The organism is uncultured Bacteroides sp. (assembly GCF_949298305.1).
In the GTDB taxonomy this organism is placed as follows: domain Bacteria; phylum Bacteroidota; class Bacteroidia; order Bacteroidales; family Bacteroidaceae; genus Bacteroides.
Genome location: NZ_CASFWU010000047.1, coordinates 1 through 25,874, shown reverse-complemented (window position 1 = coordinate 25,874; position 25,874 = coordinate 1). Strand labels below are relative to the sequence as shown.

At 56.5% G+C, this 25,874-nt stretch carries 19 protein-coding genes; 9 read left to right on the top strand and 10 right to left on the bottom strand.

Annotated features, from left to right (window positions below; all coding sequences use genetic code 11):
• On the bottom strand, positions 1-1,497 hold a 1,497-nt coding region (gene dnaK, locus Q1Y74_RS08045), incomplete at its 3' end, for a molecular chaperone DnaK (protein WP_300813681.1).
• Between the two features lie 302 nt (positions 1,498-1,799).
• Positions 1,800-2,591 (bottom strand): META domain-containing protein, encoded by a 792-nt coding sequence (locus Q1Y74_RS08040; RefSeq protein WP_300813679.1) that lies wholly within the window; start codon positions 2,589-2,591, stop codon positions 1,800-1,802.
• A gap of 241 nt (positions 2,592-2,832) precedes the next feature.
• On the opposite strand from Q1Y74_RS08040, the gene Q1Y74_RS08035 reads away from it, so the two are divergent.
• The 3 genes from Q1Y74_RS08035 to recA all read left to right on the top strand — a co-directional run bounded on the left by Q1Y74_RS08035 (position 2,833) and on the right by recA (position 5,644).
• Complete coding sequence (locus Q1Y74_RS08035) at positions 2,833-4,026, top strand: saccharopine dehydrogenase family protein (protein ID WP_300813677.1); 1,194 nt, start codon at positions 2,833-2,835, stop codon at positions 4,024-4,026.
• A 122-nt stretch (positions 4,027-4,148) separates the two neighbouring features.
• Positions 4,149-4,601 carry a thioredoxin-dependent thiol peroxidase gene (bcp, locus tag Q1Y74_RS08030; protein WP_300813675.1) on the top strand — a complete coding sequence of 151 codons (453 nt, stop codon included), beginning with the start codon at positions 4,149-4,151 and terminating at the stop codon, positions 4,599-4,601.
• A gap of 5 nt (positions 4,602-4,606) precedes the next feature.
• Positions 4,607-5,644, top strand: coding sequence for a recombinase RecA (recA, locus tag Q1Y74_RS08025; RefSeq protein ID WP_300813674.1), 1,038 nt, complete (start codon positions 4,607-4,609; stop codon positions 5,642-5,644).
• A 117-nt stretch (positions 5,645-5,761) separates the two neighbouring features.
• Here the strand turns inward: recA and corA are convergent, their stop codons facing one another.
• Positions 5,762-6,781: a magnesium/cobalt transporter CorA gene (gene corA, locus Q1Y74_RS08020; protein ID WP_300813671.1), complete on the bottom strand. Its 1,020-nt coding sequence runs from the start codon at positions 6,779-6,781 to the stop codon at positions 5,762-5,764.
• A gap of 770 nt (positions 6,782-7,551) precedes the next feature.
• On the opposite strand from corA, the gene Q1Y74_RS08015 reads away from it, so the two are divergent.
• Positions 7,552-7,728, top strand: a complete 177-nt coding sequence (locus tag Q1Y74_RS08015) for a DUF4250 domain-containing protein (RefSeq protein ID WP_300813668.1) — start codon at positions 7,552-7,554, stop codon at positions 7,726-7,728.
• Positions 7,729-7,840: 112 nt separating this feature from the next.
• Here the strand turns inward: Q1Y74_RS08015 and Q1Y74_RS08010 are convergent, their stop codons facing one another.
• Both Q1Y74_RS08010 and Q1Y74_RS08005 read right to left on the bottom strand, forming a co-directional pair.
• Positions 7,841-9,187 carry a dihydroorotase gene (locus tag Q1Y74_RS08010; protein ID WP_300813666.1) on the bottom strand — a complete coding sequence of 449 codons (1,347 nt, stop codon included), beginning with the start codon at positions 9,185-9,187 and terminating at the stop codon, positions 7,841-7,843.
• Between the two features lie 137 nt (positions 9,188-9,324).
• A complete protein-coding gene (locus tag Q1Y74_RS08005; protein WP_300813664.1) occupies positions 9,325-10,071 on the bottom strand; it encodes a polyprenol monophosphomannose synthase in 747 nt (248 codons plus the stop codon).
• A 146-nt stretch (positions 10,072-10,217) separates the two neighbouring features.
• Between Q1Y74_RS08005 and mfd the strand changes: the two genes are divergently transcribed.
• Both mfd and Q1Y74_RS07995 read left to right on the top strand, forming a co-directional pair.
• The gene (gene mfd / locus Q1Y74_RS08000) at positions 10,218-13,622 is read left to right on the top strand and encodes a transcription-repair coupling factor (RefSeq protein ID WP_300813662.1); all 3,405 of its coding nucleotides are present in this window, start codon (positions 10,218-10,220) and stop codon (positions 13,620-13,622) included.
• 96 nt (positions 13,623-13,718) lie between these two features.
• Positions 13,719-13,952 carry a hypothetical protein gene (locus Q1Y74_RS07995; RefSeq protein ID WP_300813659.1) on the top strand — a complete coding sequence of 78 codons (234 nt, stop codon included), beginning with the start codon at positions 13,719-13,721 and terminating at the stop codon, positions 13,950-13,952.
• A gap of 353 nt (positions 13,953-14,305) precedes the next feature.
• Here the strand turns inward: Q1Y74_RS07995 and Q1Y74_RS07990 are convergent, their stop codons facing one another.
• Genes Q1Y74_RS07990 through Q1Y74_RS07980 form a run of 3 tightly spaced genes read right to left on the bottom strand, consistent with a single transcriptional unit; the run spans position 14,306 to position 16,181 of the window.
• Positions 14,306-15,223: a DMT family transporter gene (locus Q1Y74_RS07990; RefSeq protein WP_300813657.1), complete on the bottom strand. Its 918-nt coding sequence runs from the start codon at positions 15,221-15,223 to the stop codon at positions 14,306-14,308.
• 59 nt (positions 15,224-15,282) lie between these two features.
• Entirely contained in the window at positions 15,283-15,903 is a 621-nt protein-coding gene (locus Q1Y74_RS07985; RefSeq protein ID WP_300813656.1) for a lysine exporter LysO family protein, read from the bottom strand.
• Complete coding sequence (locus tag Q1Y74_RS07980) at positions 15,900-16,181, bottom strand: LysO family transporter (protein ID WP_300813655.1); 282 nt, start codon at positions 16,179-16,181, stop codon at positions 15,900-15,902. Before Q1Y74_RS07980 ends, Q1Y74_RS07985 begins: the two co-directional genes overlap by 4 nt.
• Positions 16,182-16,608: 427 nt before the next feature.
• Between Q1Y74_RS07980 and Q1Y74_RS07975 the strand changes: the two genes are divergently transcribed.
• The 3 genes from Q1Y74_RS07975 (at position 16,609) to Q1Y74_RS07965 (ending at position 21,239) form a co-directional block, all read left to right on the top strand.
• On the top strand, positions 16,609-16,758 hold the full coding sequence (locus tag Q1Y74_RS07975) for a hypothetical protein (protein ID WP_300813683.1): 150 nt from the start codon (positions 16,609-16,611) through the stop codon (positions 16,756-16,758).
• A gap of 64 nt (positions 16,759-16,822) precedes the next feature.
• On the top strand, positions 16,823-19,564 hold the full coding sequence (locus Q1Y74_RS07970) for a SusC/RagA family TonB-linked outer membrane protein (protein WP_300813654.1): 2,742 nt from the start codon (positions 16,823-16,825) through the stop codon (positions 19,562-19,564).
• A gap of 19 nt (positions 19,565-19,583) precedes the next feature.
• On the top strand, positions 19,584-21,239 hold the full coding sequence (locus Q1Y74_RS07965; protein ID WP_300813653.1) for a RagB/SusD family nutrient uptake outer membrane protein: 1,656 nt from the start codon (positions 19,584-19,586) through the stop codon (positions 21,237-21,239).
• A 231-nt stretch (positions 21,240-21,470) separates the two neighbouring features.
• Here the strand turns inward: Q1Y74_RS07965 and Q1Y74_RS07960 are convergent, their stop codons facing one another.
• A complete protein-coding gene (locus Q1Y74_RS07960; RefSeq protein ID WP_300813652.1) occupies positions 21,471-23,741 on the bottom strand; it encodes a restriction endonuclease-like protein in 2,271 nt (756 codons plus the stop codon).
• Between the two features lie 6 nt (positions 23,742-23,747).
• Positions 23,748-25,187, bottom strand: coding sequence for an AAA family ATPase (locus Q1Y74_RS07955; protein ID WP_300813651.1), 1,440 nt, complete (start codon positions 25,185-25,187; stop codon positions 23,748-23,750).
• Positions 25,188-25,874: the final 687 nt, after the last annotated feature.

The following is a 25,874-nucleotide window of genomic DNA, read 5'->3' as shown; positions in this document are numbered from 1 at the left end:
GCCGCTGGAAGCCTCGATACGGATGGCTTGTTCCTTGCCCGTGGCCTTATCCTTGGCGGATACCTTCAGGATGCCGTTGGCGTCGATGTCGAAGGTTACTTCAATCTGGGGCACACCACGGCGGGCCGGGGCAATGCCTGTCAAGTTGAACTGGCCGATAGACTTGTTCTGCGCAGCCATAGGACGCTCGCCTTGCAGTACGTGGATGGTCACTTCGGTCTGGTTGTCGGCAGCCGTCGAGAAGATTTCACTCTTCTTGCACGGGATGGTCGTGTTGGCGTCAATCAGCTTGGTCATCACACCGCCCAGTGTCTCGATACCCATTGACAACGGAGTAACGTCGAGCAGTACGACACCCTTGATTTCGTCGGTCAGCACGGCACCCTGTACGGCAGCACCTACGGCAACCACTTCGTCGGGGTTCACACCCTTGGAAGGAACCTTGCCAAAGAAGTCTTCAACAAGCTTCTGTACGGCGGGGATACGTGAAGAACCACCTACAAGGATGACTTCGTCGATGTCGGAATTGCTCAGGCCGGCATCGCTCATGGCCTTCTTACACGGCTCCAGACAAGCCTGAATCAGGTTGTGGGCCAAAGCCTCGAATTTGGCACGGGTCAACGTCTTAACCAAGTGCTTGGGCACACCGCCTACCGGCATGATGTACGGCAGGTTGATTTCGGTAGAAGTAGAAGAAGACAACTCAATCTTGGCCTTCTCGGCAGCTTCCTTCAGACGTTGCATGGCCATCGGGTCTTGAGTCAGGTCGGCACCTTCGTCGTTCTTGAACTCTTCAACCAGCCAGTTGATGATAACCTGGTCGAAGTCGTCACCACCCAGGTGAGTATCACCGTTGGTTGACAATACTTCGAACACACCGCCACCGAACTCCAGGATGGAGATATCGAACGTACCACCACCAAGGTCGAATACGGCTACCTTCATGTCCTTGTTGGATTTGTCAATACCGTAAGCCAAGGCTGCCGCGGTAGGTTCGTTCACGATACGTTTCACTTCCAGACCGGCAATCTGTCCGGCTTCCTTAGTGGCCTGACGTTGTGAGTCGGAGAAGTAGGCAGGAACAGTGATGACGGCTTCGGTCACTTCCTGACCCAGATAGTCTTCGGCAGTCTTCTTCATCTTCTGAAGAATCATGGCCGAGATTTCCTGCGGAGTGTAGTGGCGTCCGTCGATGTCGACACGCGGCATGTTGTTGTCGTTCACTACCGGGTAGGGCATACGGGCCACTTCCTTCTGTACCTGTGACCAGTTCTCACCCATGAAACGCTTGATGGAGTACACCGTGCGCTTGGGGTTGGTGATGGCCTGACGCTTGGCGGGATCGCCCACTTTACGTTCGCCACCGTCAACGAATGCCACTACGGAAGGAGTGGTGCGCTTACCTTCGCTGTTTGCAATTACTACAGGTTCGTTACCTTCAAATACGGCAACACAAGAGTTTGTAGTTCCTAAGTCAATACCAATAATTTTTCCCATGATCGTTATTATTTTATTTGTTATTATTCTATGTTGACGCCTGCTTTAAAACGGCAGACGCCAATAAATAGACAAACCTTGTGCCAAAATGTTCGGAGGGGTAGTGGAGTCATAAAGTGGCAGTGAAGGCTGTCAGTTTGGCAGGAAATGATGCGTTTGCTGTCAAGAAGGAACGTGACAGGCAGACAAAAGAATGACCGCAGACGGTTGTCGCGGTGGACAGCGGTCTGCGGTCATCGGGGGCCGTGGCAAGCGTGGCATGCCACGGCATGGGGAGACCTGCCGATAAAGACGGTCGGGGGTCAGTTCTGGGTCAATACCATGACCAGCGTGTTGTCTGCATTGTAGAGGCCGATACTTCCTCCTGCCAGTCGGCCGAAGGTGCGTACTTCGTTCAATGCTTTCAGGATGCGGCTTTCCACTTCCATGTCGGGGCAGGCCATCATGGTGGAGGTCACCATGGGGAAGGAGATGGAGGAAGCTGAGGCTTCGTCCGTCTGGATGTCGCCGTTGATGATGTTGCATCCGGCGTTGCCATGTATCTTCTTGCCATTGATGTCGAACTCGATGAAGGGCTGCTTCTCCATGTTTTCGGGTACGGCCTCACCGCCGGCTTCGCTGACCATCCATTTCCCTTCCAGACCGGAAAGGCCGGAAGCGGAAGTGCGCTTCTGCAAGACGATGACAGGACGTTTGGAAGAGGCATAGAGGGCCATGTTGTCCTGTCCCAGACTCTTGTATTTCTTGATGGTGCCCAAAGCGGACAATACGTTGTTCTCCAAAGTCATGTCGGGACACATCATGCGGGTGCTTCCCAGGTTGCTGAAATCTATTTTCTCCGGTTTGGCATTTACGTCAAGCGTGCCGGTAAGGCTGTTGCATCCGCTGTTGCCGTAGATTCTGCCCGCCTGGGTGTCGAAACCAAGGAACGGAAATTCTTGTCCCGGAGCGGGAACCACGGCCATGCCATTTATTTCAATGATGTTCCATTCGCCGCCTAAGGAAGAAAGGGTGGCGGCATTTTTGGTGGATGCACACGATGACAAGCCGACCACGGCACCTGCCATGCAAATAGAAACTAATACCTTTTTCATTGTTACCTTTTGTTTAAGTTAATTTTCTCGGGTGCAAATATAGTACAAACCCGATATTAAGACAAACTTGTTAAAGTTATAAATCTGAAAATGGAAAAATATAGCCTGTTTGTAACGTTAATATGAGAATTAACCCTTATATTTGCTCACCCTATACTTGCCGTACCCGGAAGCCTGGTGCGGCAATGGACGAAGTGAAACTTGAAATTAGTAACAATAAAACAATCTGAAGTAAAAAGAAATGGGTAAAGTTCTTATTATCGGTGCAGGCGGTGTAGGTACCGTTGTTGCGCACAAAGTAGCTCAGAATCCGGACGTGTTTACCGAAATCATGATTGCCAGCCGCACCCGGTCGAAATGCGACGCCGTGGTGAAGGCCATCGGCAATCCGGCCATCCAGACCGCTCAGGTGGATGCCGACAACGTGGACGAACTGGTGGAGCTCTTCAATCGTTTCAAACCCGAAATCGTCATCAACGTGGCGCTGCCCTATCAGGACCTTACCATCATGGAAGCCTGCCTGAAGACCGGCGTGAACTATCTGGACACAGCCAACTACGAGCCCAAGGACGTAGCACACTTTGAATACAGCTGGCAGTGGGCCTACAAGAAACGTTTCGAGGAGGCGGGACTGACCGCCATCCTGGGATGCGGCTTCGACCCGGGTGTGAGCGGAGTGTACACGGCATACGCCGCCAAGCATTATTTTGACGAAATCCAGTATCTGGACATTGTGGACTGCAACGCAGGCAATCACCACAAGGCTTTCGCCACCAACTTCAACCCCGAAATCAACATCCGCGAGATTACCCAAAACGGCCGTTACTATGAAAACGGACAATGGGTGACTACCGGCCCGCTGGAAATCCACAAGGACCTGACTTATCCGAACATCGGCCCGCGCGACTCGTACCTGCTCTATCACGAAGAGCTGGAGTCGCTGGTGAAGAATTTCCCCACCATCAAGCGCGCACGTTTCTGGATGACCTTCGGCCAGGAATACCTGACCCATCTGCGTGTCATTCAGAACATCGGCATGGCCCGCATTGACGAAGTGGAGTACAACGGCATGAAGATTGTCCCCCTGCAATTCCTGAAGGCAGTGCTTCCCAATCCGCAGGACTTGGGCGAGAATTACGAGGGCGAGACGTCCATCGGTTGCCGCATCCGCGGACTGAAAGACGGCAAGGAACGTACTTATTACGTATATAATAACTGCAGTCACCAGGAAGCCTATAAGGAAACAGGTATGCAGGGCGTAAGCTATACCACCGGCGTACCGGCCATGATTGGCGCCATGATGTTCCTGAAAGGCATCTGGAAGAAGCCGGGCGTATGGAATGTGGAAGAATTTGACCCGGATCCGTTCATGGAGCAGCTGAACAAGCAGGGACTGCCCTGGCACGAGGTGTTCGACGGCGACCTGGAACTTTGATAGTAGCGGTTAGCGGTTAGGGGTGAGTGGTTAGTATTCCTGGCGGATGGCTTTTCACTAACCGTTAACCACTCACCACTCACCACTAACCGTTAACCACTAATCACTAACCACTTATTAACATGAATATAGGAGACAAAGCCCCTGAAGTGTTGGGCATCAATGAGAACGGTGAGGAAATCCGTCTGAGTGACTATCGAGGAAAGAAGGTGGTGCTCTACTTCTATCCCAAAGACTCTACTTCCGGCTGTACGGCTCAGGCCTGCAACCTGCGTGACAATTACGATGACCTGCGGAAGGCCGGTTACGAAGTGATTGGGGTCAGCGTGGACGACGAGAAGTCACACCGCAAGTTCATCGAGAAGAACAGCCTGCCCTTTACGCTGATTGCCGATACGGACAAGAAGCTGGTGGAGCAGTTCGGCGTGTGGGGCGAGAAGAGCATGTATGGCCGCAAGTATATGGGAACCTTCCGCACTACCTTTATCCTGAACGAGGAGGGTGTGGTGGAGCGCATCATTTCCCCCAAGGAAGTGAAAACCAAAGACCATGCGGCACAGATAATTAAAGACTGAACATTATGGCAAAAAAAGACGAATTGAATTTTGAAGAAAATGGCAACGTGGCATCGAGCGAGAAACTGAAAGCTCTGCAGGCTGCCATGGATAAGATAGAGAAGAGCTTCGGTAAGGGCTCTATCATGAAGATGGGCGACAACAGCGTTGAAGAGGTGGAAGTGATTCCCACCGGCTCCGTAGGGCTGAATGTGGCGCTGGGCGTGGGTGGTTATCCCCGCGGACGCATCATCGAGATTTACGGTCCCGAGTCTTCCGGTAAGACAACGCTGGCCATTCATGCCATTGCCGAGGCACAGAAGGCGGGCGGCATTGCCGCGTTTATCGACGCCGAGCATGCCTTCGACCGCTTCTATGCGGCCAAGCTGGGAGTGGATGTAGACAACCTGCTCATCTCACAGCCCGACAACGGCGAGCAGGCACTGGAGATTGCCGAACAGCTCATCCGCTCATCGGCCATCGACATCATTGTGGTGGACTCTGTAGCTGCTTTGACCCCCAAGGCCGAGATTGAAGGCGACATGGGCGACAACAAAGTGGGCTTGCAGGCACGACTCATGTCGCAGGCATTGCGCAAGCTCACGTCGGCTGTCAGCAAGACGCGCACCTGCTGCATCTTCATCAACCAGTTGCGCGAGAAGATTGGCGTGATGTTCGGAAACCCCGAGACGACTACGGGCGGTAATGCGCTGAAGTTCTACGCTTCGGTGCGTCTGGACATCCGCGGCGGACAGGCCATCAAGAACGGTGAAGAGGTGATAGGCAAGCAGACCAAGGTGAAGGTTGTGAAGAACAAGGTAGCTCCTCCCTTCCGCAAGGCCGAGTTCGACATCATGTTCGGCGAAGGCATTTCGCGTGCCGGCGAAATCATCGACCTGGGCGCCGACTTGGGCATCATCAAGAAGAGCGGTTCGTGGTTCAGCTACAACGACACCAAGCTGGCACAGGGACGCGACGCGGCCAAGCAGGTCATTCAGGACAATCCCGAACTGGCCGAAGAGCTGGAAGGACTGATATTTGCCGAGCTGAAGAAGGATAAGTAAATAGGCACCAGGATACTTCTGAGTTGACAAGTTGACGAGGTTACAGCCTGCAGGGTTTTTCTCCTTGCGGCACTCGTCGGCTTGTCAACTTCTTTTTTTATCGGGAGGGAAGGGCGCTTACTTCCATTTCCTGGTTTGCAGGATGAAGTAGGCCACTGCGCCCGTCACCAGCATGACAATCCACGCCGCCAGGTAACCGTGTTCCCACTCCAGTTCGGGCATGTACTTGAAGTTCATTCCCCAGACGCCGACCAGGAAGGTGAGCGGAATGAAGATGGTGGAGACGATGGTGAGCCGCTTCATGATGTAGTTCATGCGCATGTCGCTGTTGGATATGTAGAGGTCCATCAGCGAGGAGATGGTTTCGCGGCAGCTTTCCGTCAGCTGCACGGCATTCAGCAAGTGGTCGTAGACGTCGTTGAAGAAGGGGCGGTTGGCCTCGTTGATGAGTTCGGAGTCGGGGTGCATGATTTTGGAGTACTGGTCTTTCAGCGGGACCACCGTTCGCCTGATTTCCATGTATTGCTTTCTCAGCATCTGCAGCTGCATCCGTATGTTGTAGCTGGTGGTGGCCGCCAGCAGTTCCGTTTCCAGGTCTTCCAGCTGGTCGCCCGTGTCGATGGCCAGCGATACGTAGTTGGAGACCAGTTCGTTGATGAGTACGGACAGCAGATAGTCGGGCGTGCGGGTGCGTATCTTCAGGATGTTCTCTTTCAGCGCCCTGGCGGCATCGTCGAAGAAGGGCGCTTCGCCCTCCGTGAAGCTCAGCACGAAGTTTTTTCCTTGTATCAGCCGGATGGGGACGGTGTTCCCCTCATGGAAGATGCGGGCGACGACAAAGTTGTAATCGCCGTTTTTCTCCATCTTGCTCGGATGGTCCACGTTCAGTATGTCCTGCATCATCAGAAAGTTCACCTTGAAGAGGTTGCAGATGTTCTTGATGTATTCCGTGTCCTGCAGCCCGTGTACACGTATCCATACGCATTTGTCTGTTGGCAACTCGCTGACGATGCGGTTGAAGTCCGTGTGGACGCTTTCGTGGAAATGGTCGGCGGAGTAGGTGAGCAGGTGTACGTGGGTACGGGTATTGTTGTCGCCGTTGTAGCTCAGGTGTTCGGACAGCAGGTTATTCTTCATGGCGCTTTCTGTGTTGGGATTGGATGTCGCAAAGTTATAAAAACTTTTAGAATGTACTTCTTTCTTTGAGGGCAGTTCTTGCAGGAGAAAGTACAAGGATTTCTTATTTGTCATTCTGCCAAATTGTTTTGAATGCCCGAAGAATGCTTATAAAAAGTTGCTGTATTGGGTGTTCTGCTGACAGGGGCTTTCGACGAAAAATGCAAAATAGAGGCCGGAAGGGCTCTCTCAGGGTGTGTGGAGCGACCACCATGCAAGCTCCGGCCGTCCACAATGCTTGTTCCGTTCGCACAGATTATTTGTTCGGAGCGTCCAGAATGCTTGTTTGGAGTGTCCAAAAGCCTTGTTTCGGCCTCCCGGAAGGGTAGTTGGTCGTCCTAAAGTGGTTTTTGGGCATCGCAAAGAAGGCATTTCCCTCCCTTGGAAGCTGTTTTTTTCTCTCTTTCAAATGTAAAGATTTCGCTATCATGCAGCCATGCAGCCTGTTAGACGCTTTCTTCTTCGTTTTTTCCGTATAAGCCCTACGGAAGGCCGAAAAAACGAATTCTCAGGCATTAGGGAAGTCAAAGTGTCAAAATGTAAAGAGGGGGATTGGCTTGGACACGGCGTTTTTTTCTGCAACCGATTGCGGAAGGAAGGAGGATAATTTGCGTTAAAAAGAAGAAAGGTATGGGGGAAACAGCTATCTTTGCGGCGGTATTAGTAATGAGCGCGGGCGGGGCGTTGCTCCGTGACGTGCAGTAATTTTTAAAATAAAAAGATTGTAGCAAATGAAATTACCCGAAGAACCGATGATGCTTTACAGCTTCATCAACATGCAACTCCGTGATTTCTATCCTTCGTTGGACGCTCTTTGCGAGGATTTGGGCGTTGACAAGGAAAGCATTGTGAAGAAACTGAAGAGTGTGGGCTTTGAATATAGTCCTGCCCGTAACCGTTTCTGGTGATTTTGATTTGATGCCGGCTGCTGCCGGTTCTTGTCCTTTACGCCACAGAGCGCCGGTGCTGCATAGCGGCACGGGCGTCTGTGGCGATTCTTTTTCTATCCGGCATGTTCGCTTATCCGAAACGCAATTCTTCACCCCGATAGTTGTTGTCTACCTGGGTACCGTCGAACACGGTATGCCCATTGACGAAGGTGCGCTCCACCTGCCAGTCGAAGCTGCGTCCCTCCAGCGGGCTCCAGCCGCATTTGCTCTGGATGAGGCTTTTCTCTACCGTCCACGGACGGTCTGGGCGTACCAGCACGAGGTCGGCACGATAGCCTTCGCGGATGAACCCCCGTTCGCGGATGCCATAGAGCAGGGCAGGGGCGTGGCACATCTTTTCCACCACCTTTTCGATGGTGAAGACACCCTCATTGACCAGTTGCAGCATACTCACCAGCGAGAACTGCACCATCGGCATGCCCGACACGGCCTTCAGCGCGCCGCCCTTCTTCTCGGTGATGAGGTGGGGGGCATGGTCGGTGGCAATGACGTCGATGACATCGGCATTGATGGCCCGGCGCAGGGCGTCGCGGTCGGCCTTGCTCTTCACCGCCGGGTTACACTTGATGAGGGTGCCCAGCGTGCGGTAGTCCGTCTGGCTGAACAGCAGATGGGACACGCAGGCCTCGCCCGTAATCTGTTTGCCGCTGACGGGTCCTGCGTCCAGCAGGCTCAGCTCGCGGGCGGTGGAGAGGTGGAGCACGTGCAGGCGGGCGCCGGCTTCACGTGCCAGCTTCACGGCCAGGCTTGACGAGGCGTAGCAGGCGGCCGAGGAGCGGATGTTGGGGTGTTTGCTGACAGGCACGTCGTCCTCGTCGGCATATTGTGCTTTGTACTTCTGGGTATTCTTGTTGATGATGACGGGGTCTTCACAGTGGGCGGCAATGAGCATGTCCGTCCCGCCGAAGACGGCGCGGAGGCTTTCCAGACGGTCGACGAGCATGTTGCCCGTGCTGGAGCCCATGAAGAGCTTGATGCCGCACACGCGCGACTTGTCCAGGCGGGCAAAGTCAGCCTGGTTGGTGTTGGTGGCGCCGAAGTAGGCGGAGTGGTTCACGATGCAGCGCTCGTTCAGCAGGTCGAATTTGGCCTCGAGGGCGTCGAGGGTAGTGGTTTGCGGCACGGTGTTGGGCATGTCCATGATGCTGGTCACGCCTCCTGCCGCCGCGGCACGGCTTTCGCTCAGGATGTCGGCCTTGTGTGTCAGGCCCGGGTCGCGGAAGTGTACGTGGTCGTCGATGGCGCCCGGCAGCAGGTAGCAGCCTGTGGCGTCGATGGTCTCTTCGCAAGGAGCGGAGAGCGGTTTGCCGTTGACAAGCACTTCGGCTATCCGTCCCTGGTCGGTGATGACCACGGAACCTTGTATGGTTTGGCCCTCGTTGACGATGAGGGCGTTGTGGAGGAGAGTACGTTTCATAAGCGTTCGGTTTTTATGTGTAGGCGGGGATGGCACACAGATGACACGGATGAGACAGATTTACACAGATTTTAGTATTGATATATGGTAATTTGTGCTCATCTGTTTCATCTGTGTCATCTGCGTGCCATCATTCCTCAGGATGCTTTGGGGTATTTCTTGAACCAGCTGTCCCACTTCAGGCGGATGACGCCGAACACGGCTTCGCCGAAGATGCTGGAGTTCATTTTCGAGGTACCCAGTTCGCGGTTGATGAAGATGACGGGTACTTCCTTTATCTGGAAGCCGCACTTGTAGGCGGTGAACTTCATTTCTATCTGGAAGGCATAGCCCTTGAAGCGGATGTTGTTCAGGGGGATGGTCTGCAACACACGGCGGCGGTAGCAGACGAAGCCCGCCGTGGTGTCGTGGATGGGCAGGCCGGTGATGAGGCGTACATATTTCGAGGCGAAATAGGACATCAGCACCCGTCCCATAGGCCAGTTCACCACGTTGACACCGCTGACGTAGCGCGAGCCGATGGACACGTCGGCCCCTTCCTCGGCGCAGGCCTTGTAGAGGCGGGGCAGGTCGTTGGGGTTGTGGCTGAAGTCGGCGTCCATCTCGAAGATGAATTCATAGTCGTGCTCCAGCGCCCAGCGGAAGCCGGCGATGTAGGCGGTGCCCAGTCCCAGCTTGCCGCGCCGCTCCACCATGAAGAGGCGGTCGGCAAACTCTTCCTTCTGGAGGCGTCGGACAATCTCCGCCGTGCCGTCGGGCGACCCGTCTTCGATGACCAGTATGTGGAAGCCGTGCTCCAAGGCGAAGACGGCGCGTATGATGTTCTCGATGTTCTCCCGCTCGTTGTAGGTGGGGATGATGACAATGCTGTCCGATGTCTGCATATTTCACACTCTTTTTTAATGTGCTACAAATGTACAGTTTTTCCCTTGTTTTTTCGGCAGGATTGCATCGCTTTTTCTTCTGTACAGGCATTTCTTATTCATTTTCTTCGTACTTTTGCACCCCGACAATCCTCATCATTCATGCCATGAGCTTTACGATAACCGAACTTCAGCAACGCTATGCCGCCCATCCCCATGTGGAGGCCGCCCTGCGTCTGCTGGCCGACAGCCAGTTGTATCACATCTATTGCGGAGGGCTTTGCGCTTCGGCCGCTTCGCTTTTCGCCTCTGTGGTGGTGGAGCGGGCTTCCAGTCCTTTTGTTTTTGTGTTGGGCGACCTCGAAGAGGCCGGCTATTTCTATCACGACCTGGTGCAGGTGTTGGGCGATGCCCGCGTGCTTTTCTTTCCCTCGTCGTTCCGTCGCGCCATCAAGTATGGGCAGAAGGATTCGGCCAACGAGATATTGCGCACCGAGGTGTTGAGCCGCTTGCAGAAGGACGGGGCGGGGCTGTGCGTCGTCACCTATCCCGATGCGCTGGCCGAGAAGGTGGTGTCGCGTCGCGAGCTGGACGACAAGACGCTGAAGCTCCATGTGGGCGAACAGGTGGACATGACGTTTGTGACGGACATGTTGCGCACCTATGGCTTCGAATTTGTGGATTATGTGTACGAGCCGGGTCAGTTTGCCGTGCGTGGCAGCATCATCGACGTCTTCTCCTTCTCCAGTGAATATCCTTTCCGCATCGACTTCTTTGGTGACGAGGTGGAGAGCCTGCGCACGTTCGAGGTGGAAACGCAGTTGTCCAAGGAAAAGAAAGACAGCATTGTCATTGTCCCTGACCTCAGTCACGACCTGGAGCGTAGCGGCACAGGAGGCATGGTGTCGCTGCTGGACTTCATGCATCCGGACACGGTGTTGGCCATGCGCGATTTCCTCTGGCTGCGCGAGCGCATCCAGCAGGTGCACGACGAGTCTCTCACCCCACAGGCCATTGCCGCCCGCGAGGCGGAGGAGAACGGCAACATCTCGTTGGACGGAAAACTCATTGACGGCGGCGAATTTACCGTCCGTGCCCTCGACTTCCGCCGGCTGGAGTTCGGCAACAAGCCTACCGGCACGCCCGACGCATCGGTGCAGTTCGATACTTCGGCACAACCCATCTTTCATAAGAATTTCGACCTCGTGGCAGACAGCTTCCACCGCTACCTGTCCGACGGATATACCATATATATATGTAGCGACAGCACGAAGCAGACCGACCGCATCCGCGCCATCTTCGAGGAGCGGGAGGGGGAGAACCTGCCTTTTACGGCCGTGGAGAAAACCCTGCACGAAGGCTTTGCGGACAACACCCTGCGCCTGTGCATCTTCACCGACCATCAGTTGTTCGACCGGTTCCACAAGTATAACCTGAAGAGCGACAAGGCGCGTAGCGGCAAGGTGGCCCTTTCGCTGAAGGAGCTCAACCAGTTTCAGCCCGGCGACTATGTGGTGCACACCGACCACGGCGTAGGCCGCTTTGCGGGCCTGGTGCGTGTGCCCAACGGCAACACCACGCAGGAAGTCATCAAGCTCGTCTATCAGAATGACGATGTGGTGTTCGTCTCCATCCACTCCCTCCACAAGGTTTCCAAGTACAAGGGCAAGGAGGGCGAGGCTCCCCGCCTGAACAAGCTGGGCACGGGTGCCTGGGAGAAGCTGAAAGACCGCACGAAGAAGAAAATCAAGGACATCGCCCGCGACCTCATCAAGCTCTACTCGCAACGGCGTGAGGAGAAGGGCTACCAGTACAGCCCCGACAGCTTTCTGCAAAAGGAGCTGGAGGCCTCGTTCCTCTACGAAGATACGCCCGACCAGAGCAAGGCCACGGCCGACGTGAAGGCCGACATGGAGAGCGCCCGCCCGATGGACCGCCTGGTGTGTGGCGACGTAGGCTTTGGCAAGACAGAGGTGGCCGTGCGTGCCGCCTTCAAGGCCGTGTGCGACAACAAGCAGGTGGCCGTCCTGGTGCCTACCACCGTCCTGGCCTACCAGCACTTCCAGACGTTCAAGGAACGCCTGAAGGACTTGCCCTGCCGCGTGGAGTACCTGAGCCGTGCGCGCACCGCCGCCCAGGCCAAAGCCGTCATCAAGGGGCTGGCCGCGGGCGAAGTGAACATCCTCATCGGCACCCACCGCATCTTGGGCAAGGATGTCAAGTTCAAGGACTTGGGCCTGCTCATCATCGACGAGGAGCAGAAGTTCGGCGTCAGCGTCAAGGAGAAGCTCCGCCAGCTCAAGGTGAATGTGGACACGCTCACCATGACCGCCACGCCCATTCCCCGCACCCTCCAGTTCTCGCTGATGGGGGCGCGCGACCTCAGTGTCATCCAGACACCGCCGCCCAACCGCTACCCTGTGCAGACAGAGGTGCACACCTTCAACGAGGAGGTCATCGTGGACGCCATCAATTTTGAGATGAGCCGCAACGGACAGGTGTTCTTCGTGAACAACCGCATCTCCAACCTGCCCGAACTGAAGGCCCTCATCGAGCGCAACATACCCGATTGTCGTGTCTGCATCGGCCACGGACAGATGGAGCCCGCCGAGCTGGAGAAGATTATCTTCGACTTCGTCAACTACGACTACGACGTGCTCATAGCCACCACCATCATCGAGAGCGGCATCGACATCCCCAACGCCAACACCATCATCATCAACCAGGCGCAGAACTTTGGTCTGAGCGACCTGCACCAGATGCGCGGACGTGTGGGCCGAAGCAACAAGAAAGCTTTCTGCTACCTGCTGGCGCCCCCCCTGTCCAGCCTCACGCCCGAGGCCAAGCGCCGCCTGCAAGCCATCGAAAACTTCTCCGACCTGGGCAGCGGCATCCACATCGCCATGCAGGACCTCGACATCCGCGGGGCGGGCAACATGTTGGGAGCCGAGCAGAGCGGCTTCATTGCCGACCTGGGTTACGAGACCTATCAGAAGATTCTGACCGAAGCCGTGCGCGAGCTGAAGAACGATGAGTTTGCCGACCTCGTGGCCGAAGAGCAGCAGGCCGCCGACGACAGCGGACAAATCAGCGGCGAGCAGTTTGTGGACGAGTGCCAGGTGGAGAGCGACCTCGAACTCCTGCTTCCGGCCAACTACGTTACCGGCAGCAGCGAGCGTATGCTCCTCTACCGCGAGCTGGACACGCTGACGCTGGACAAGGACGTGGAAGCCTTCCGCTCGCGGCTCGAAGACCGCTTCGGCCCTGTGCCGCCCGAGACGGAAGAGCTGTTGCGCATCGTCCCCCTGCGACGTCTGGCAGCCCGTCTGGGTGTGGAGAAGGTCTTCCTCAAGGGTGGCCGCATGACGCTCATCCTCGTCTCCAACCCCCTCAGCCCCTACTACCAGAGCCAGGCCTTCGGCAAGGTCATTGCCTACATGATGAAGTACCCCCGCCGTTGCGACCTGCGCGAGCAGAACGCCCGTCGCAGCATGGTGGTGAAGGACGTCACGACGGTGGAGGAAGCCGTCAGCACCTTGCAGGAAATGGTGGCCATGAAGGCGGAAGAGTGAGATTTGTTGAGAGCTCTCAACAAATTTGCGCCAAATCTGCTTTCTTCTGTCAACAAATTGAGGGCGTTTTTGCTTTCTTTGTCAAACAGAATTCTTATGAATACGACTGAACGTAAACAAGTTTTGCTGCAACGGCTGTCGGCTGTGGATGGTGAACAGCAATTACAGGAAATAGAAGACCTAATGGATAGACAGTCTGCTGGTGAAATCCTTCATTTTTCTTCTGAATTGCGCATTCGGATAGATGAGGCTTTGGAGCAGGTTCGTGATGGTCGGGTCTGTTCAACAGCGGAAATGGGGCAACAATTAAAACCATGGAGTGGGAAGTGAAATAGACAGAAATGTGCCTTAAGGATATGAAGGAAACATTTCTGTTTTACGATGTACGTAATGGCAACACTCGATATAGTAGTTCGTTGTATCAGCAAATCCTTTCTTGTGTAGGGCGAGTATCTTATTTCCCTTATTGGGGACATCCTACGGAATACCCGAATGTGCGTTATGTGGTTGTTGAGCCCAAATACTCCGTTTTTTTTATTGTTTTGATGAAAGTACCATTACTGCCTTGTTGCTATGGGACAATCGTCGCAATCCGGTTCGTTTGCCATACTTGCTTCAGCGTGTTGTCCCTATGAATTTATGTGAAGACAATCCGTTTGCCGAACAGAAGTAAAGTATCTTCTCTACGCATGCCTCGGCCGTATCATCCTGACTACGGACGAAAGTGTATTCTGTATCGGCTTGCCTAAGATAATCATGGTGACGGCCACCAGGATGAGGGCGATGCCGAAAGCCTCCTGGAGGGTGAATGCCTCGCCAAAGACGAAGGCGCCGATGCACACGGCCGTCACAGGCTCCATGGCGCCCAGGATGGAGGTCAGCGTGCCGCCGATGTGGTGTACGGCCAAGACCAGCGTGATGTTTGAGATGACCGTCGGCACCACGGCCAGCAGCACGAGGTTGAGGGCCGAGGCCGCGTCGGGTATCGGCCGGATGCCATTGTTCAGTCCTGCCTTGGCGGCAAACATCAGCGTGGTGAATACAAAGACGTAGAAGGCCAGCTTGCGGCTGTTCATGGTCTTGACGCGCGACTTGTTCACCGTTGTGATGTAGCTGGCATAGCCCACGGCAGAAAGCAGCACGATGACGATGCCCAGCGGATGGAGCGTCAGTTCGCTGCCTTTCAGCGACAGCTTGCTGACGCCGTACACGGCCATCGCGATGGCCAGCCACGTGACCCACGAAGCCTTCTCCCTGAAGAGCACCAGCATCAGCAGCGTGACGAACACGGGATAGGTGAAATGCAGCGTAGTGGCCACGCCCGCCCCCATGAAGTCGTATCCCCAAAACAGGAAGAGGGCCGAGACCGTATAGAAGAAGGCCAGCAGCACCAGTATGGGGAGGTCTCTGCGGTCAATGCCAAACGGCTCCTTGTGCAGCTTCATCATCCCCGCCAGGGCCAGGGTGGCGAAGAGAAAGCGGTAAAACAAGATGGAGTCCAGCTCCATGCCGCCCTGCATCAGCGGCAGGGTGAAGAGCGGGATGAGGCCGAACGTCACCGACGTGGCCAGCCCGTAGATGAAACCTTTCAGTCTGTTCATAGTGTCTGTTTTCATTCTGTAAAAATGCGTGCAAAGATAGCCATTCCTCCGTTAAAACCTTACAGGCTGCAAAACAGATTTACGAAGAAAGGCACGCTCAGGTCTATCAGGATGCCGTGAAAGATGGCGATGGGCATCATCTCCTTGCCCGAGCAGCGGGTGATGGAGGGCAGCAGCACGTCCATCGAGTTGACCCCTGCGGCCGAGATGGGTGCCAGGCTTCCGAAGTATTTTCGGATGAGGGGCGCGCCCACCAGGGCCATCATCTCGCGGATGATGTTGCTCAGCAGGGCGATGGTGCCCAGCTCTGTGGCCAGCTGCAGCCCGATGGAAGGCTCCTTGAATTGGGTAATCAGGATGGACGACAGCGAGTAGTAGGCAAATCCGCTGCCCACGGCCATGCAGTCGAACACGCTCCAGCGGCTCAGCAGCAGGCTGGCTGCGGCCGAGAAGGCCAGGGTGCCCACGATGGTGGCCGCCGGCACCAGCAGCATCTTGGGCTTCAGCTTGCGCAGGCTCTCGCGCAGGTACTTGTTGCTGCCCAGCCCGATGCCCACCTGCAACATCAGGGCGTAGAGTATGTAGAGCGACCAGTTGTGGGTGTCGGTCTCCAGGTGATACCAGGCGCCGGCCAGACAGCCGATGCCAAACAATGCGATGACAGTCAGACTATTTTTCATTTCTCTTCTCCTTTCTGGTTAAAAAACAGTTGGTACACGATGCGGGCAGCCACGATGCTGCCTGCCAGGCTCAGGGTGGCCAGCACGGCCGCCTGCCATCCGAACCGTCCCAGGTTCTCCACGATGAGGCGGTTGGAGCCGACGGACAGCCCCAGCACGAAGAGCAGGATAAAGACGGTGAGCGAAGTGCTCTTTTCGATGTGGCTCAGGAACTTCCTGTCGCGCAACAGATGGCCGATGACAATGCCGGCCAGCAAGATGGATATGATGCTGAACATGACGATATGCTTTTATTAAAGGTTTTACGAACGATGGACGGTGGGCGCACAATGCCCGCCTCAGACCCCTGCGGACGGCATGCGTCAGGGCCTGCGACTGCGTGACGCCGACAGCGGGAAACCAATGCCGGCAACACATGGAGATGGAGTGGGGAAGGGGGGAATTTAGATGAATCCGCTGAACCAATGTACGTGTACGGTCGATCGGCTGTCCGTTCCTTTATGCTGGCGGACAGACAAATCCCTCGGGTTACGTATGTTCGTTAACTGGTTCATGGTTCTTGTTCTTGTTCTTGTTTTCGGCTGCAAAGGTAATGCTTTTGCGCATATAATCCAAATAAATATTCAATATTAACTCTTGCGAGTTGGGGCGAAACCGAAAACTTGGCATCCTATAATTTGTGCGTATGGGCGCTATGGTGTACCTTTGGCCGACATTTTACGCACGCGCATGGTGCTGGCCTCCATCCCCTCCGTCGGCTATACAGGCATCTGGTGGTCGGTCCCCATCGGCTGGGCGCTGGCAGACGTGGTGGGCGTGTGCTACGGCCGCTCCCGATTGCTAAAAATGGCGTAAAAAGTTGCCGTTTCCATTTAAATGCTTATCTTTGGGGCAAAGTCCTAACCTGTAATCTTTTGTTATGAAAAGACGCTATTTCTTCCCCTTGCGCGGGGCCGCGTTGTGCCTCGCCTTCCTGTTGCCCGTCGGGGCAGGCGCGCAGACAGTCGTCGCCGAGTCACAGCCTGCCGATACGCTCCTCCATGTGGGCTATGCCCGCGGCACGCTGAACAACCTGTCGGGCTCCGTAGAGCTTATCACCGAGAAACAGATGAATAGAGAGCTGCTTTCCAATCCGCTGGAGGCCATCCAGGGGCGTGTGGCGGGGCTCACCATCCAGAAGAACGGAAACGGCACCGCCGCCCTCGAGTCGGTCCGCCTGCGCGGCACCACCTCGCTCACCAGCGGCAACGAACCCCTCATTGTGGTGGACGGCGTGCCCGGCGACCTCTCCATGCTGACCTCGCTCTATCCCACCGACATCGAGAGCTTCACCATCCTCAAGGACGCCTCGGAGACGGCCCAGTACGGCTCGCGCGGCGCTTCGGGCGTCATCAACATCGTCACCAAGCGGGGCGCGGGCGGCAAGACGCACGTCAACTACAGCGGCAACTTCGGCATCTCCCACGCCTACCGCCGCCTGGACATGCTCAGCGCCGACGCCTACCGACGGGCCGTTGCCGACCGCGGGCTGGAGGCGGTGGACTTGGGATATGACACCGACTTCCAGAAGGCCATCGAGCAGACAGGCATCCAGCAGAACCACAACATAGCCCTCTATGGCGGAGGCGAGCGGTCGGACTACCGCGTCTCGCTGGGCTACCTGGAGCGCGAGGGTGTCATCCGCAACGAGGCGATGAAGCTGTTCACCTCCAACATGAACCTCAACCAGAAGCTGATAGACCGCCTGCTGGATTGCGAGCTGGGCCTGTTCGGCTCCGTCAAGCGCGACCGCACCCTGTTCGACCTCCAGAAGACCTTCTACTCCGCCGCCGCCTTCAATCCCACCTTCCCTGCGGGGCACAACGCCTCGGGCGGATGGGAACAGCTGACGACGGCCAGCCAGATTACCAATCCCCTGGCCTGGATGGAGGTGGACAACCGCGACGCCACGTCCTACTTCAGCGCCCACGCGCGGCTCAACGTCACCCTGCCGCTCGACTGGAAGCTGGTGCTCTTCGGCGCCTACACGTATAGCCAGACGGAGGACGACCAGTACCTGCCCACTCCCGTCTGGGGAGGCGGACAGGCCTATCGCGGCAGCCGCCGCGCGGAGACCCTGCTGGGCAACATGATGCTGACCTGGCAGAAGCAGGCCGGCCGCCACTTCATCGACCTGCTGGCCCTGGGCGAGGTGTCCAAGGAGACCTTCTCGGGCTTCTACACCACCGTCACCAACTTCACCTCCGACGCCATGGGCTACCACAACCTGCAGGGCGGCGCCCTGCGCCCCTGGGAGGGGACGGGCTCCTACTACAACGACCCCCGCCTGGTGTCCTTCCTGGCCCGCGTCAACTATACGTTCGACAACCGCTACGTGCTCACCCTCAACGCCCGCACCGACGCCTCGTCCAAGTTCGGCGCCAACCACAAGTGGGGCTTCTTCCCCTCGGCCTCTGTGGCGTGGAATGTGACGCAGGAGGACTTCATGCGCTCCGTCACGTGGATAGACAACCTGAAGGTGCGCCTCGGCTACGGTCTGGCGGGCAACCAGGGCGGCATCGACTCCTACACCACCATGTCGCTGGTGAAGCCCAACGGCATCGTGCCCGTGGGCAACACGCCGCTGGTCACCTACGAGACCCTGCGCAACGCCAACCCCGACCTGAAGTGGGAGGTGAAGTACACCTTCAACGCCGGCTTCGACCTGGCCATGCTCGACAGCCGCCTGCTGCTCTCGTTCAACGCCTACCGCTCCAAGACCGCGGACATGCTCTACTCCTACCACGTCAGCGTCCCGCCCTTCCCCTACAACTCCCTGCTGGCCAACATCGGCTCCATGCGCAACAGCGGCCTGGAGGTGGCCGTGGGCGTCACGCCCCTCCGCACCAGGGACATGGAGCTGACCGTCAACGCCAACCTCACTTGGCAGCGCAACAAGCTGCTCTCGCTGAGCGGCCTGTATGACGGCCAGTGGATTTCGGCCGCCGAGTACACGGCCATCGCGGGCCTGAACGGAGCCGGCTTCCACGGCGGCTACAACAACATCGTCTACCAGATTGTGGGCCAGCCCCTGGGCGTCTTCTACCTGCCCCGCTGCAACGGCCTCGTGTCCGACGACAACGGCGGCTACAAGTACGACATTGCCGACCTCAACGGCGGCGGCGTCGACCTCGAGGACGGCGAGGACCGTTACATTGCCGGCCAGGCCGTCCCCAAGGTTCTGCTGGGCTCCAACATCAGCTTCCGCTACCGCCGCTTCGACGTCTCCCTGCAGGTCAACGGCGCCTTCGGCCACAAGATATACAACGGCACCGCCCTGACCTATATGAACATGAACAGCCTGCCCGACTACAACGTCATGGCCGACGCGCCCCGCCGCATGATAACCGACCAGACGGCCACCGACTACTGGCTGGAGCGGGGCGACTACATCCACTTCGACTACCTCACCGTGGGCTGGACGGCTCCCCTGCCTGCCGGCCGCCTGCTGAAGAGCGTGCGCCTGGCCTTCACCGTCAACAACCTGGGCACCCTCACCGCCTATTCGGGCCTCACGCCCCTCATCAACAGCACGCAGGTAGACTCCACCCTGGGGGTGGACGACAAGCGCACCTACCCCCTGTCGCGCACCTATACGCTCAGCCTTAGTTTGAACTTCTAAAAAAGAAAGGAGACCCGCCATGAAACACCATACCCATTTCACCCTTGCAGCCTGCCTGCTGCTTGCCCTGCTCCTCTCCGCGTGCAGCGGCTTTCTGGAAGAGAACCCCCGCGACGCCATAGGCGAGGACCAGACCGCCGCTTCCTTGCAGGAAGTCTACCGCTACCATGTAGCCACGCTCTACACCCACATCGGCGGCTATGCCGACAGCCAGGGCCTGCAAGGCACAGGCCGCGGCGTCTACGACCTCAACACCTTCACCACCGACGAGGCCATCATGCCCACCCGCGGCGCCGACTGGTACGACGGCGGCTTCTGGCAGGGCCTCTACCTCCACCGCTGGGGCGTCAGCAACAATGCCATTTTCGACACCTGGGAGTACCTCTACCAGGCCGTCGTGCTCTGCAACCGTTCGCTGGAGAAGATAGACGCCTACGCCGCCGCCCGTCCTGCCGACGACGTGGAGCCCCTCCGCGCCGAGGTGCGCGCCCTGCGGGCCCTGTTCTATTACTACATCATGGACCTCTTCGGCCGCGTGCCCCTGCTCAGGCATACGGACGACACCTCCGCCGACCTCCTCCAGGTGGAGCGCAGCGAGCTCTTCCGCTTCATTGTCACCGAGCTCCAGCAATCCCTGCCCGTCCTGAGCGGCGAGCGCAGCAACCAGCCCGGCGTCTACTACGGCCGCGTCACCCGCCCCGTGGCCTGGTTCCTGCTGGCCAAGCTGGCCCTGAACGCCGAAGTCTACACCGACGACGACTGGACAGACGGCCGGCGCCCCGACGGCAGCCGCATCACCTTCGAGGTGGACGGACAGACGATGGACGCCTGGCAGACCGTCTGCCACTACTGCGACCTCATCACCCATAGCGGATACCGCCTGGAGCCCGACTACGGCAGCAACTTCGCCGTATTCAACGAGTCCTCGGCCGAGAACATCTTCGTCATCCCCATGAGCAAGACCCTCTACACCAACCAGTTCATCTACCTCTTCCGCTCGCGCCACTACAACCACGCCAAGGCCCTCGGCCTGGGAGGCGAGAACGGCGCCTCGGCCACGCTCGACGCGCTCGACGTCTTCGGCTACGGCACGGACGGGGAGGACCCCCGCTTCCGCCTCTGCTACTACGCCGACGCGGTGACCGACCTGCAGGGCAACCCCGTCCTGCTGGACGACGGCCGCACGCCCTTGGTCTACCAGCCGCGCCTCGTGGCCCTCGACCTCTCGGGCAAGGAAGGCGAAAAGACCGCCGGCGCCCGCATGAAGAAGTACGAGGTGGACCCCACCGACGAGGTGGACCCCACCGGCCTGAAGGACGGCAAGCTGGTGGACAACGACATCGTCCTCTTCCGCTATGCCGACGTGCTGCTGATGAAGAGCGAGGCCCTCGTGCGTGCCGGCGGCAATGGCGACGCCGAGCTGGAGCAGGTGCGCGGCAGGGTAGGGGCACCCTCGCGCCCCGCCACGCTGGAGACCCTGCTGGACGAGCGCCTGCTGGAGCTGGCCTGGGAGGGCTGGCGCAGGCAGGACCTCATCCGCTTCGGCCGCTTCACCCGCGCCTACAGCCACCGTCCGCAGGTAGAGGGCGAAGCCACCGGCTTCACCACCGTCTTCCCCATCCCCGAGCAGGTGATAGGCATGAACCCCCACCTGAAGCAGAACCGGGGGTACTGACGGCATGTCTCGCCGCCTGTTCGAGAAAAATGATGCGGCCCAAGGGGGCGATGCTCCGGCAGTGTGTGGATGGATGCGCCTGACACGCCCCCTTTCCATCCGCCTTCTTTCTCCCTCCTCGGAATCAATTTTCACTAACTGTAATTGTCATTTGTCATTTGGCGTTTCTCGCAGGCGGGGGAGTGTGGCAGGTGTGTGCGATGTCGGGTGCGTGCCTGCCCCTTGAGGTCCTCATTCCGCGGCGGCATAGCCCAGTAGCTCGCGGACGGAGACAAACTCCCTGAAGCCCCAGCGACGGGGAGGGAACAGGTTGGGGTGCAGGCTGACAAACTGCTTGCTGCCTACCAGGTAGGAGGGCTTGACCAGCTTGAGGACGATGCGCACGTCGTCGTCGGCAATGGGCCTGTTGTTCAGGCGGGGCAGTTCTTTGCGGTAGCGGATGGAGCTGTGCTCTATCAGGTAGATGTCCCTTATCTTTCCCTTGATGACGGGTACAAAGTAGTCGTACTTCTGAAAGTTCAGCTTCGACAGCTGGTTGGAAAGGGTGATTTTTCCGAAGTAATATTCTATCTCCTTCTCCCTGTCCATGAATTGTTGGTAGTATTCCCTCTGGCCGTTTTCAAAGATGGTGACGGCAAGGATGGTTCCGCTCTTTTCCAAGGTCAGCGTGGTGCCTTTCTGTGCCTTTACGTCTTGCAGGATTTGGAGGGTGGGCTGCTCCCATATCAGTGATTGGAGAAAGTTCCTCAGCAGGCAGCTGCTGTTCTTGTTGTTGGGGCGTAGCGGGAAGGCTCCGATGTTCACTTTCTCGATGGAGCGGTAGAAGTCGGCTTGGGCCACTTCGTCGTCGGTCCCGTTGCCGGGGAAGAGGATGTAGCCGCCCAGCACCTCCTTCTTGATGGGGAGTCCCTCCTGCCGTGGGTCGTAGTAGAGGGCGTCCCGATAGCGGTGCATTTGGTTGATGGCGTCGTCGGGCGGGGTATCTGCCCCCTCGGCCTGTGGTTTTTCTATTCTGTATTTGGCGTCGAACAGATAGGTCAGCCTGAAGCCTGTGTCAATGTCGCGGCGGGTCAGTTGGAGCACGATGTCGGGTTTTTGGGGGACGGTGAACGAGTAGGTGTGTTCAATGGAAGTCTCGTTAGTGTCGCTCTTTCTATCTTCTTTGGGGTTGTAGATGACCTCGGCCAGCTCCACCTTTTCTCCCTCGGAGGTCATGCGCGAAAAGACTACTTTCGACGTTTGTCCTTTGGTCAGCGAATAGGTGAAATGCCTGTTCAGCTCCACGCGGCTTTGGTTGTCCACGTCGAGGTTGTTTTCGCCCAGCAGGCTTCTGACCAGGTTTTTCACCTCGATGAAGCACCATATTTCGTAGAGGGTGGCAATGTCCTTCAGTTCCAGGCTTCGGATGCCCTCCTCCAGGTCGTAGCTGCATGTCAGCAGCAACCAAATGCGGTAGATTTGCGAGTAGCCTGTCCCCTGCTTCAGGGCAAGCGACTCTTGGTTCATGCCTTTGAAGTTCCCCACCATGCGGAAGAAGGAGTGGTTCATCAGTCGTTTCAGTTCTTCCTCGGTGTCGGTCAGGGTCTCTATGAACCGTATGCTGGAGTCCATGGGATAGTTTTCCACGATTCTTGCCTTCAGCTCCATGAATTTCATGGCTACCGTCTTGACGGCATACTTCAGAAAGCGGTTTTCGAAGGTGTCGGCGCTCATGTCGGGCACTTCTGTCCTGTATAGCCTGTGCGTTTCAGCGCGGTGTTCGGCCAGTTCGCTTTCCAGTTTGGGGTTCAGGCGTTTCAGCTTGTCTGCCCTGCAATAGGTTTCCTTGCGGCTTATTTTGTGTCGGGGACGGTCCACCACCGCCTTCACAGCCTGTATGAACTCTTCGTTCACCTCTCTGAACACATTCCACCAGATGATGTCGGGCGTCTCTCCCTGCTGCTTCTCGGCAAAGGAGTGATGGGTGCGGCGGAAGAAGTCGATGGAGAGCATCCGATATTCCTGCTCAATGTCGCGGATGATGTGCTTCAGGTCGTTGTGATAGTCCAGCTTGGTGGAGAGCACGTCATAGCTGAAGACGAAAGACTGTTTTTCTCCGCCCTCCGGGCGATAGCTTATTTTCAGGTCTGTCCGTCCGATGTCGTTGCCGTAGTTGATGTGGCCGTACAGTACCTGGGCGTCTTCGTTGAAGCAGAAGCCTTCGCTGACGGCGCGCAGCGGGGTGTCGATGTAGGCCGTCCTGACCGCCGTCTTGAAGCGTATCCAGTATTGGTAGTCCGTGTTCTCAAAGAATGCGGAGGGGACATGCGTGCCCTGTACTACTGTGTTTCCCCTGCAAGTGAGCACCGCGCTCTTGTCGCTCCAGATGTAGTAGGACTGCAAGGCTTCCGCGTCTGCGCCCACTCTCATACAGGCGGCCGCCTTCTTGAAAGTCCTGTCATACGAATTGCAGGAAACCAGCAGTTCAAAGTCCTTGTGCTCCAGCTTCAGCAGTGCTTCCATGACTTGTCAACTCCAATAGGTACAATAATACGTGTTCTCCAGCTTGCGCTTCATTTCTTCCAATTTCCGTAGGGAGATAGAATCTTCCTGCATGTTGTCGTACATGGATTTCTCGCCTTCCGTAGCATCGAAACACTTGTAGATGTCGTCAAACTGTTGTCGGATTTGTGCTTTGAGGTCGTCCAGAATGCATCCCGTCTGTTGCCAGTTCATCAGCTTGTTCTTGTCGCCCTCAATGCGGCTCAGTATCTTCATGTCCGTCACCTCGTCCAGCGCTCTAATCAGGTTGTAGCAGGCATCGTTGTCGGGGTATGTCAGGTTGGACAGTACGTACAGGATGGCTTCGTTGCGTGTGCGGTAGGCAATCTTGAAGGGGGTGCCTTTCAGTGTCTCGTTGATTCGGTTCAGGTAGGCGATGACGATGTCGCACGTCTCCCTGTTGCTCTCATACACGTCCACGGCCTCCACGGCGTAGGGCAGGATGGCGGGTGCGTCGATGGCCGGCAGGCTTGTTTGCGCCTTGCTGAGGCCGCTTCCCAGGTCGGCTTCGTTCATTTCGAGGGTCATGGCGCGGTCCAGCACCTTGCGCGAGAAGCTGAAGGTGGTTTCGTCCATGTTGACCGTCCCCATCACAATCAGGTTGGGCGGCAGGCCGATGCCTTCCGTGCGGAAGGTTTCGCGCAGCAGGGCCTCCCTGCCTTTGTCCTTGTCGACGATTTCGCCGTTTCTTCTCCACACGTCGCCGAACAGGTCGTTCAGGATGCTGTCGCCCACCCAGGTGTTGTCCCTCTTCTTTCCGAAGCTGTTCAGTGCCGGCACCAGCGGGTCTGTCTCAATCTTTCCTCCCCTCAGCTTGCGGGTCTCCAGCACGCTCAGGTATTCGGCGAAATATTGCTCCACGGGGGCCAGGTTCATTTCGTCCAGGCACAAGAAGAAGGGGGTGTCCTCAAAGTACCACGCCTTGGCCAGGAAGCGCAGGAAGTCTGTCGTCTTATACTCGGGGTCTCCCGATATGCGGGTCTCGTACCCCATCAGCTCCGTAGAGTCGTGCCAGTTGGGGCGCACCTGTATCATTTCGTAGTTGAAGGGCTTTTGTACCCGGTCGGGCGACTCTCCGCCAGTGGCGAAGGCCAGTTGCCTCACAATGCGCGACTTGCCTGTGCCCGATATGCCCGCCAGCAGCACGAAGGGTTTTGACTGGATGGCGGTGGCGTAGCGGCGAAACATGCCGGCATCGGCCTTGACGACAGCGCTTTCCGCAGGGTGCTCCGCAGGGCTTTCGTTAATCATTTCATGGGGACCCAACACCATTTTGGCCAATATGGTCAGCGTCGCGGTGTAGCCGTATTCAAATCTGTCAATATCTGTCTGTCCGCATAATTCATCGCGCGCTTCATTGGCGGATGCGTCCGGATGTTTCTTGAAATATGCTACATATTCTTCCAAAAGTTTTTGCGAGATGGTACGTATTCCTCTGGCTCCTTTGCTTTGCGACTCGACCAAGTAACATAGTCTGTCTTTGTCTATAATTCTGACTCTTCCGTCTGCGGATGTGTCTCCTATTCTAAGCCGATAATGTTCTTTCATGGTTCATTTTACTCTTTGTTTTTTTAGGATTGATAGTGACTAATTTACTGTCAATCCAATGTGTCAAATCAGGATTGAGGGTGGAGAGGGGAGGTGTTGGTTCGTATGGCAAAGATAATAATTTTTTCTTGAATTAGCAATACCCCATGAGCGTTTTTGCGCCAATTCTTCTTTGTGTTCGTTAGGCAGGAAGAGGGCCGCTCCGTTCAGGTGGAGGCGGTCGCTTGGAATATAAGCTGAAGCGTTGGCAGAATAAACGCTTATCCTGCTCTGTCAATGGATAGCGGATTGCCTTTGGATGGGGGGAGGTAATGGCGGTAATGCTAAGCCCTCTTATTCTGCTGATGGCTTTGGCTCTTATTCCTGCCTTCATATTTCAATAAATGCGTACTTTTGGCGATTTTTTCTTTCAATGACAAATCACAGTCTTGCAATTACAATTACAATTACAGTAAGCTAAAAATCGGATTTCAGGCTTTGATGGAGTGAATAGAATGAAATGTTAATTATTTTAATATTATATATTATATATATATTATATAATAT

Bases quoted from the DNA above. Each gene is read 5' to 3' on its own strand.
- Q1Y74_RS08040 (WP_300813679.1), bottom strand. From the start codon at position 2,591: ATGAAAAAGGTATTAGTTTCTATTTGCATGGCAGGTGCCGTGGTCGGC.
- Q1Y74_RS08035 (WP_300813677.1), top strand. From the start codon at position 2,833: ATGGGTAAAGTTCTTATTATCGGTGCAGGCGGTGTAGGTACCGTTGTT.
- bcp (WP_300813675.1), top strand. From the start codon at position 4,149: ATGAATATAGGAGACAAAGCCCCTGAAGTGTTGGGCATCAATGAGAAC.
- recA (WP_300813674.1), top strand. From the start codon at position 4,607: ATGGCAAAAAAAGACGAATTGAATTTTGAAGAAAATGGCAACGTGGCA.
- corA (WP_300813671.1), bottom strand. From the start codon at position 6,781: ATGAAGAATAACCTGCTGTCCGAACACCTGAGCTACAACGGCGACAAC.
- Q1Y74_RS08015 (WP_300813668.1), top strand. From the start codon at position 7,552: ATGAAATTACCCGAAGAACCGATGATGCTTTACAGCTTCATCAACATG.
- Q1Y74_RS08010 (WP_300813666.1), bottom strand. From the start codon at position 9,187: ATGAAACGTACTCTCCTCCACAACGCCCTCATCGTCAACGAGGGCCAA.
- Q1Y74_RS08005 (WP_300813664.1), bottom strand. From the start codon at position 10,071: ATGCAGACATCGGACAGCATTGTCATCATCCCCACCTACAACGAGCGG.
- mfd (WP_300813662.1), top strand. From the start codon at position 10,218: ATGAGCTTTACGATAACCGAACTTCAGCAACGCTATGCCGCCCATCCC.
- Q1Y74_RS07995 (WP_300813659.1), top strand. From the start codon at position 13,719: ATGAATACGACTGAACGTAAACAAGTTTTGCTGCAACGGCTGTCGGCT.
- Q1Y74_RS07990 (WP_300813657.1), bottom strand. From the start codon at position 15,223: ATGAACAGACTGAAAGGTTTCATCTACGGGCTGGCCACGTCGGTGACG.
- Q1Y74_RS07985 (WP_300813656.1), bottom strand. From the start codon at position 15,903: ATGAAAAATAGTCTGACTGTCATCGCATTGTTTGGCATCGGCTGTCTG.
- Q1Y74_RS07980 (WP_300813655.1), bottom strand. From the start codon at position 16,181: ATGTTCAGCATCATATCCATCTTGCTGGCCGGCATTGTCATCGGCCAT.
- Q1Y74_RS07970 (WP_300813654.1), top strand. From the start codon at position 16,823: ATGAAAAGACGCTATTTCTTCCCCTTGCGCGGGGCCGCGTTGTGCCTC.
- Q1Y74_RS07965 (WP_300813653.1), top strand. From the start codon at position 19,584: ATGAAACACCATACCCATTTCACCCTTGCAGCCTGCCTGCTGCTTGCC.
- Q1Y74_RS07960 (WP_300813652.1), bottom strand. From the start codon at position 23,741: ATGGAAGCACTGCTGAAGCTGGAGCACAAGGACTTTGAACTGCTGGTT.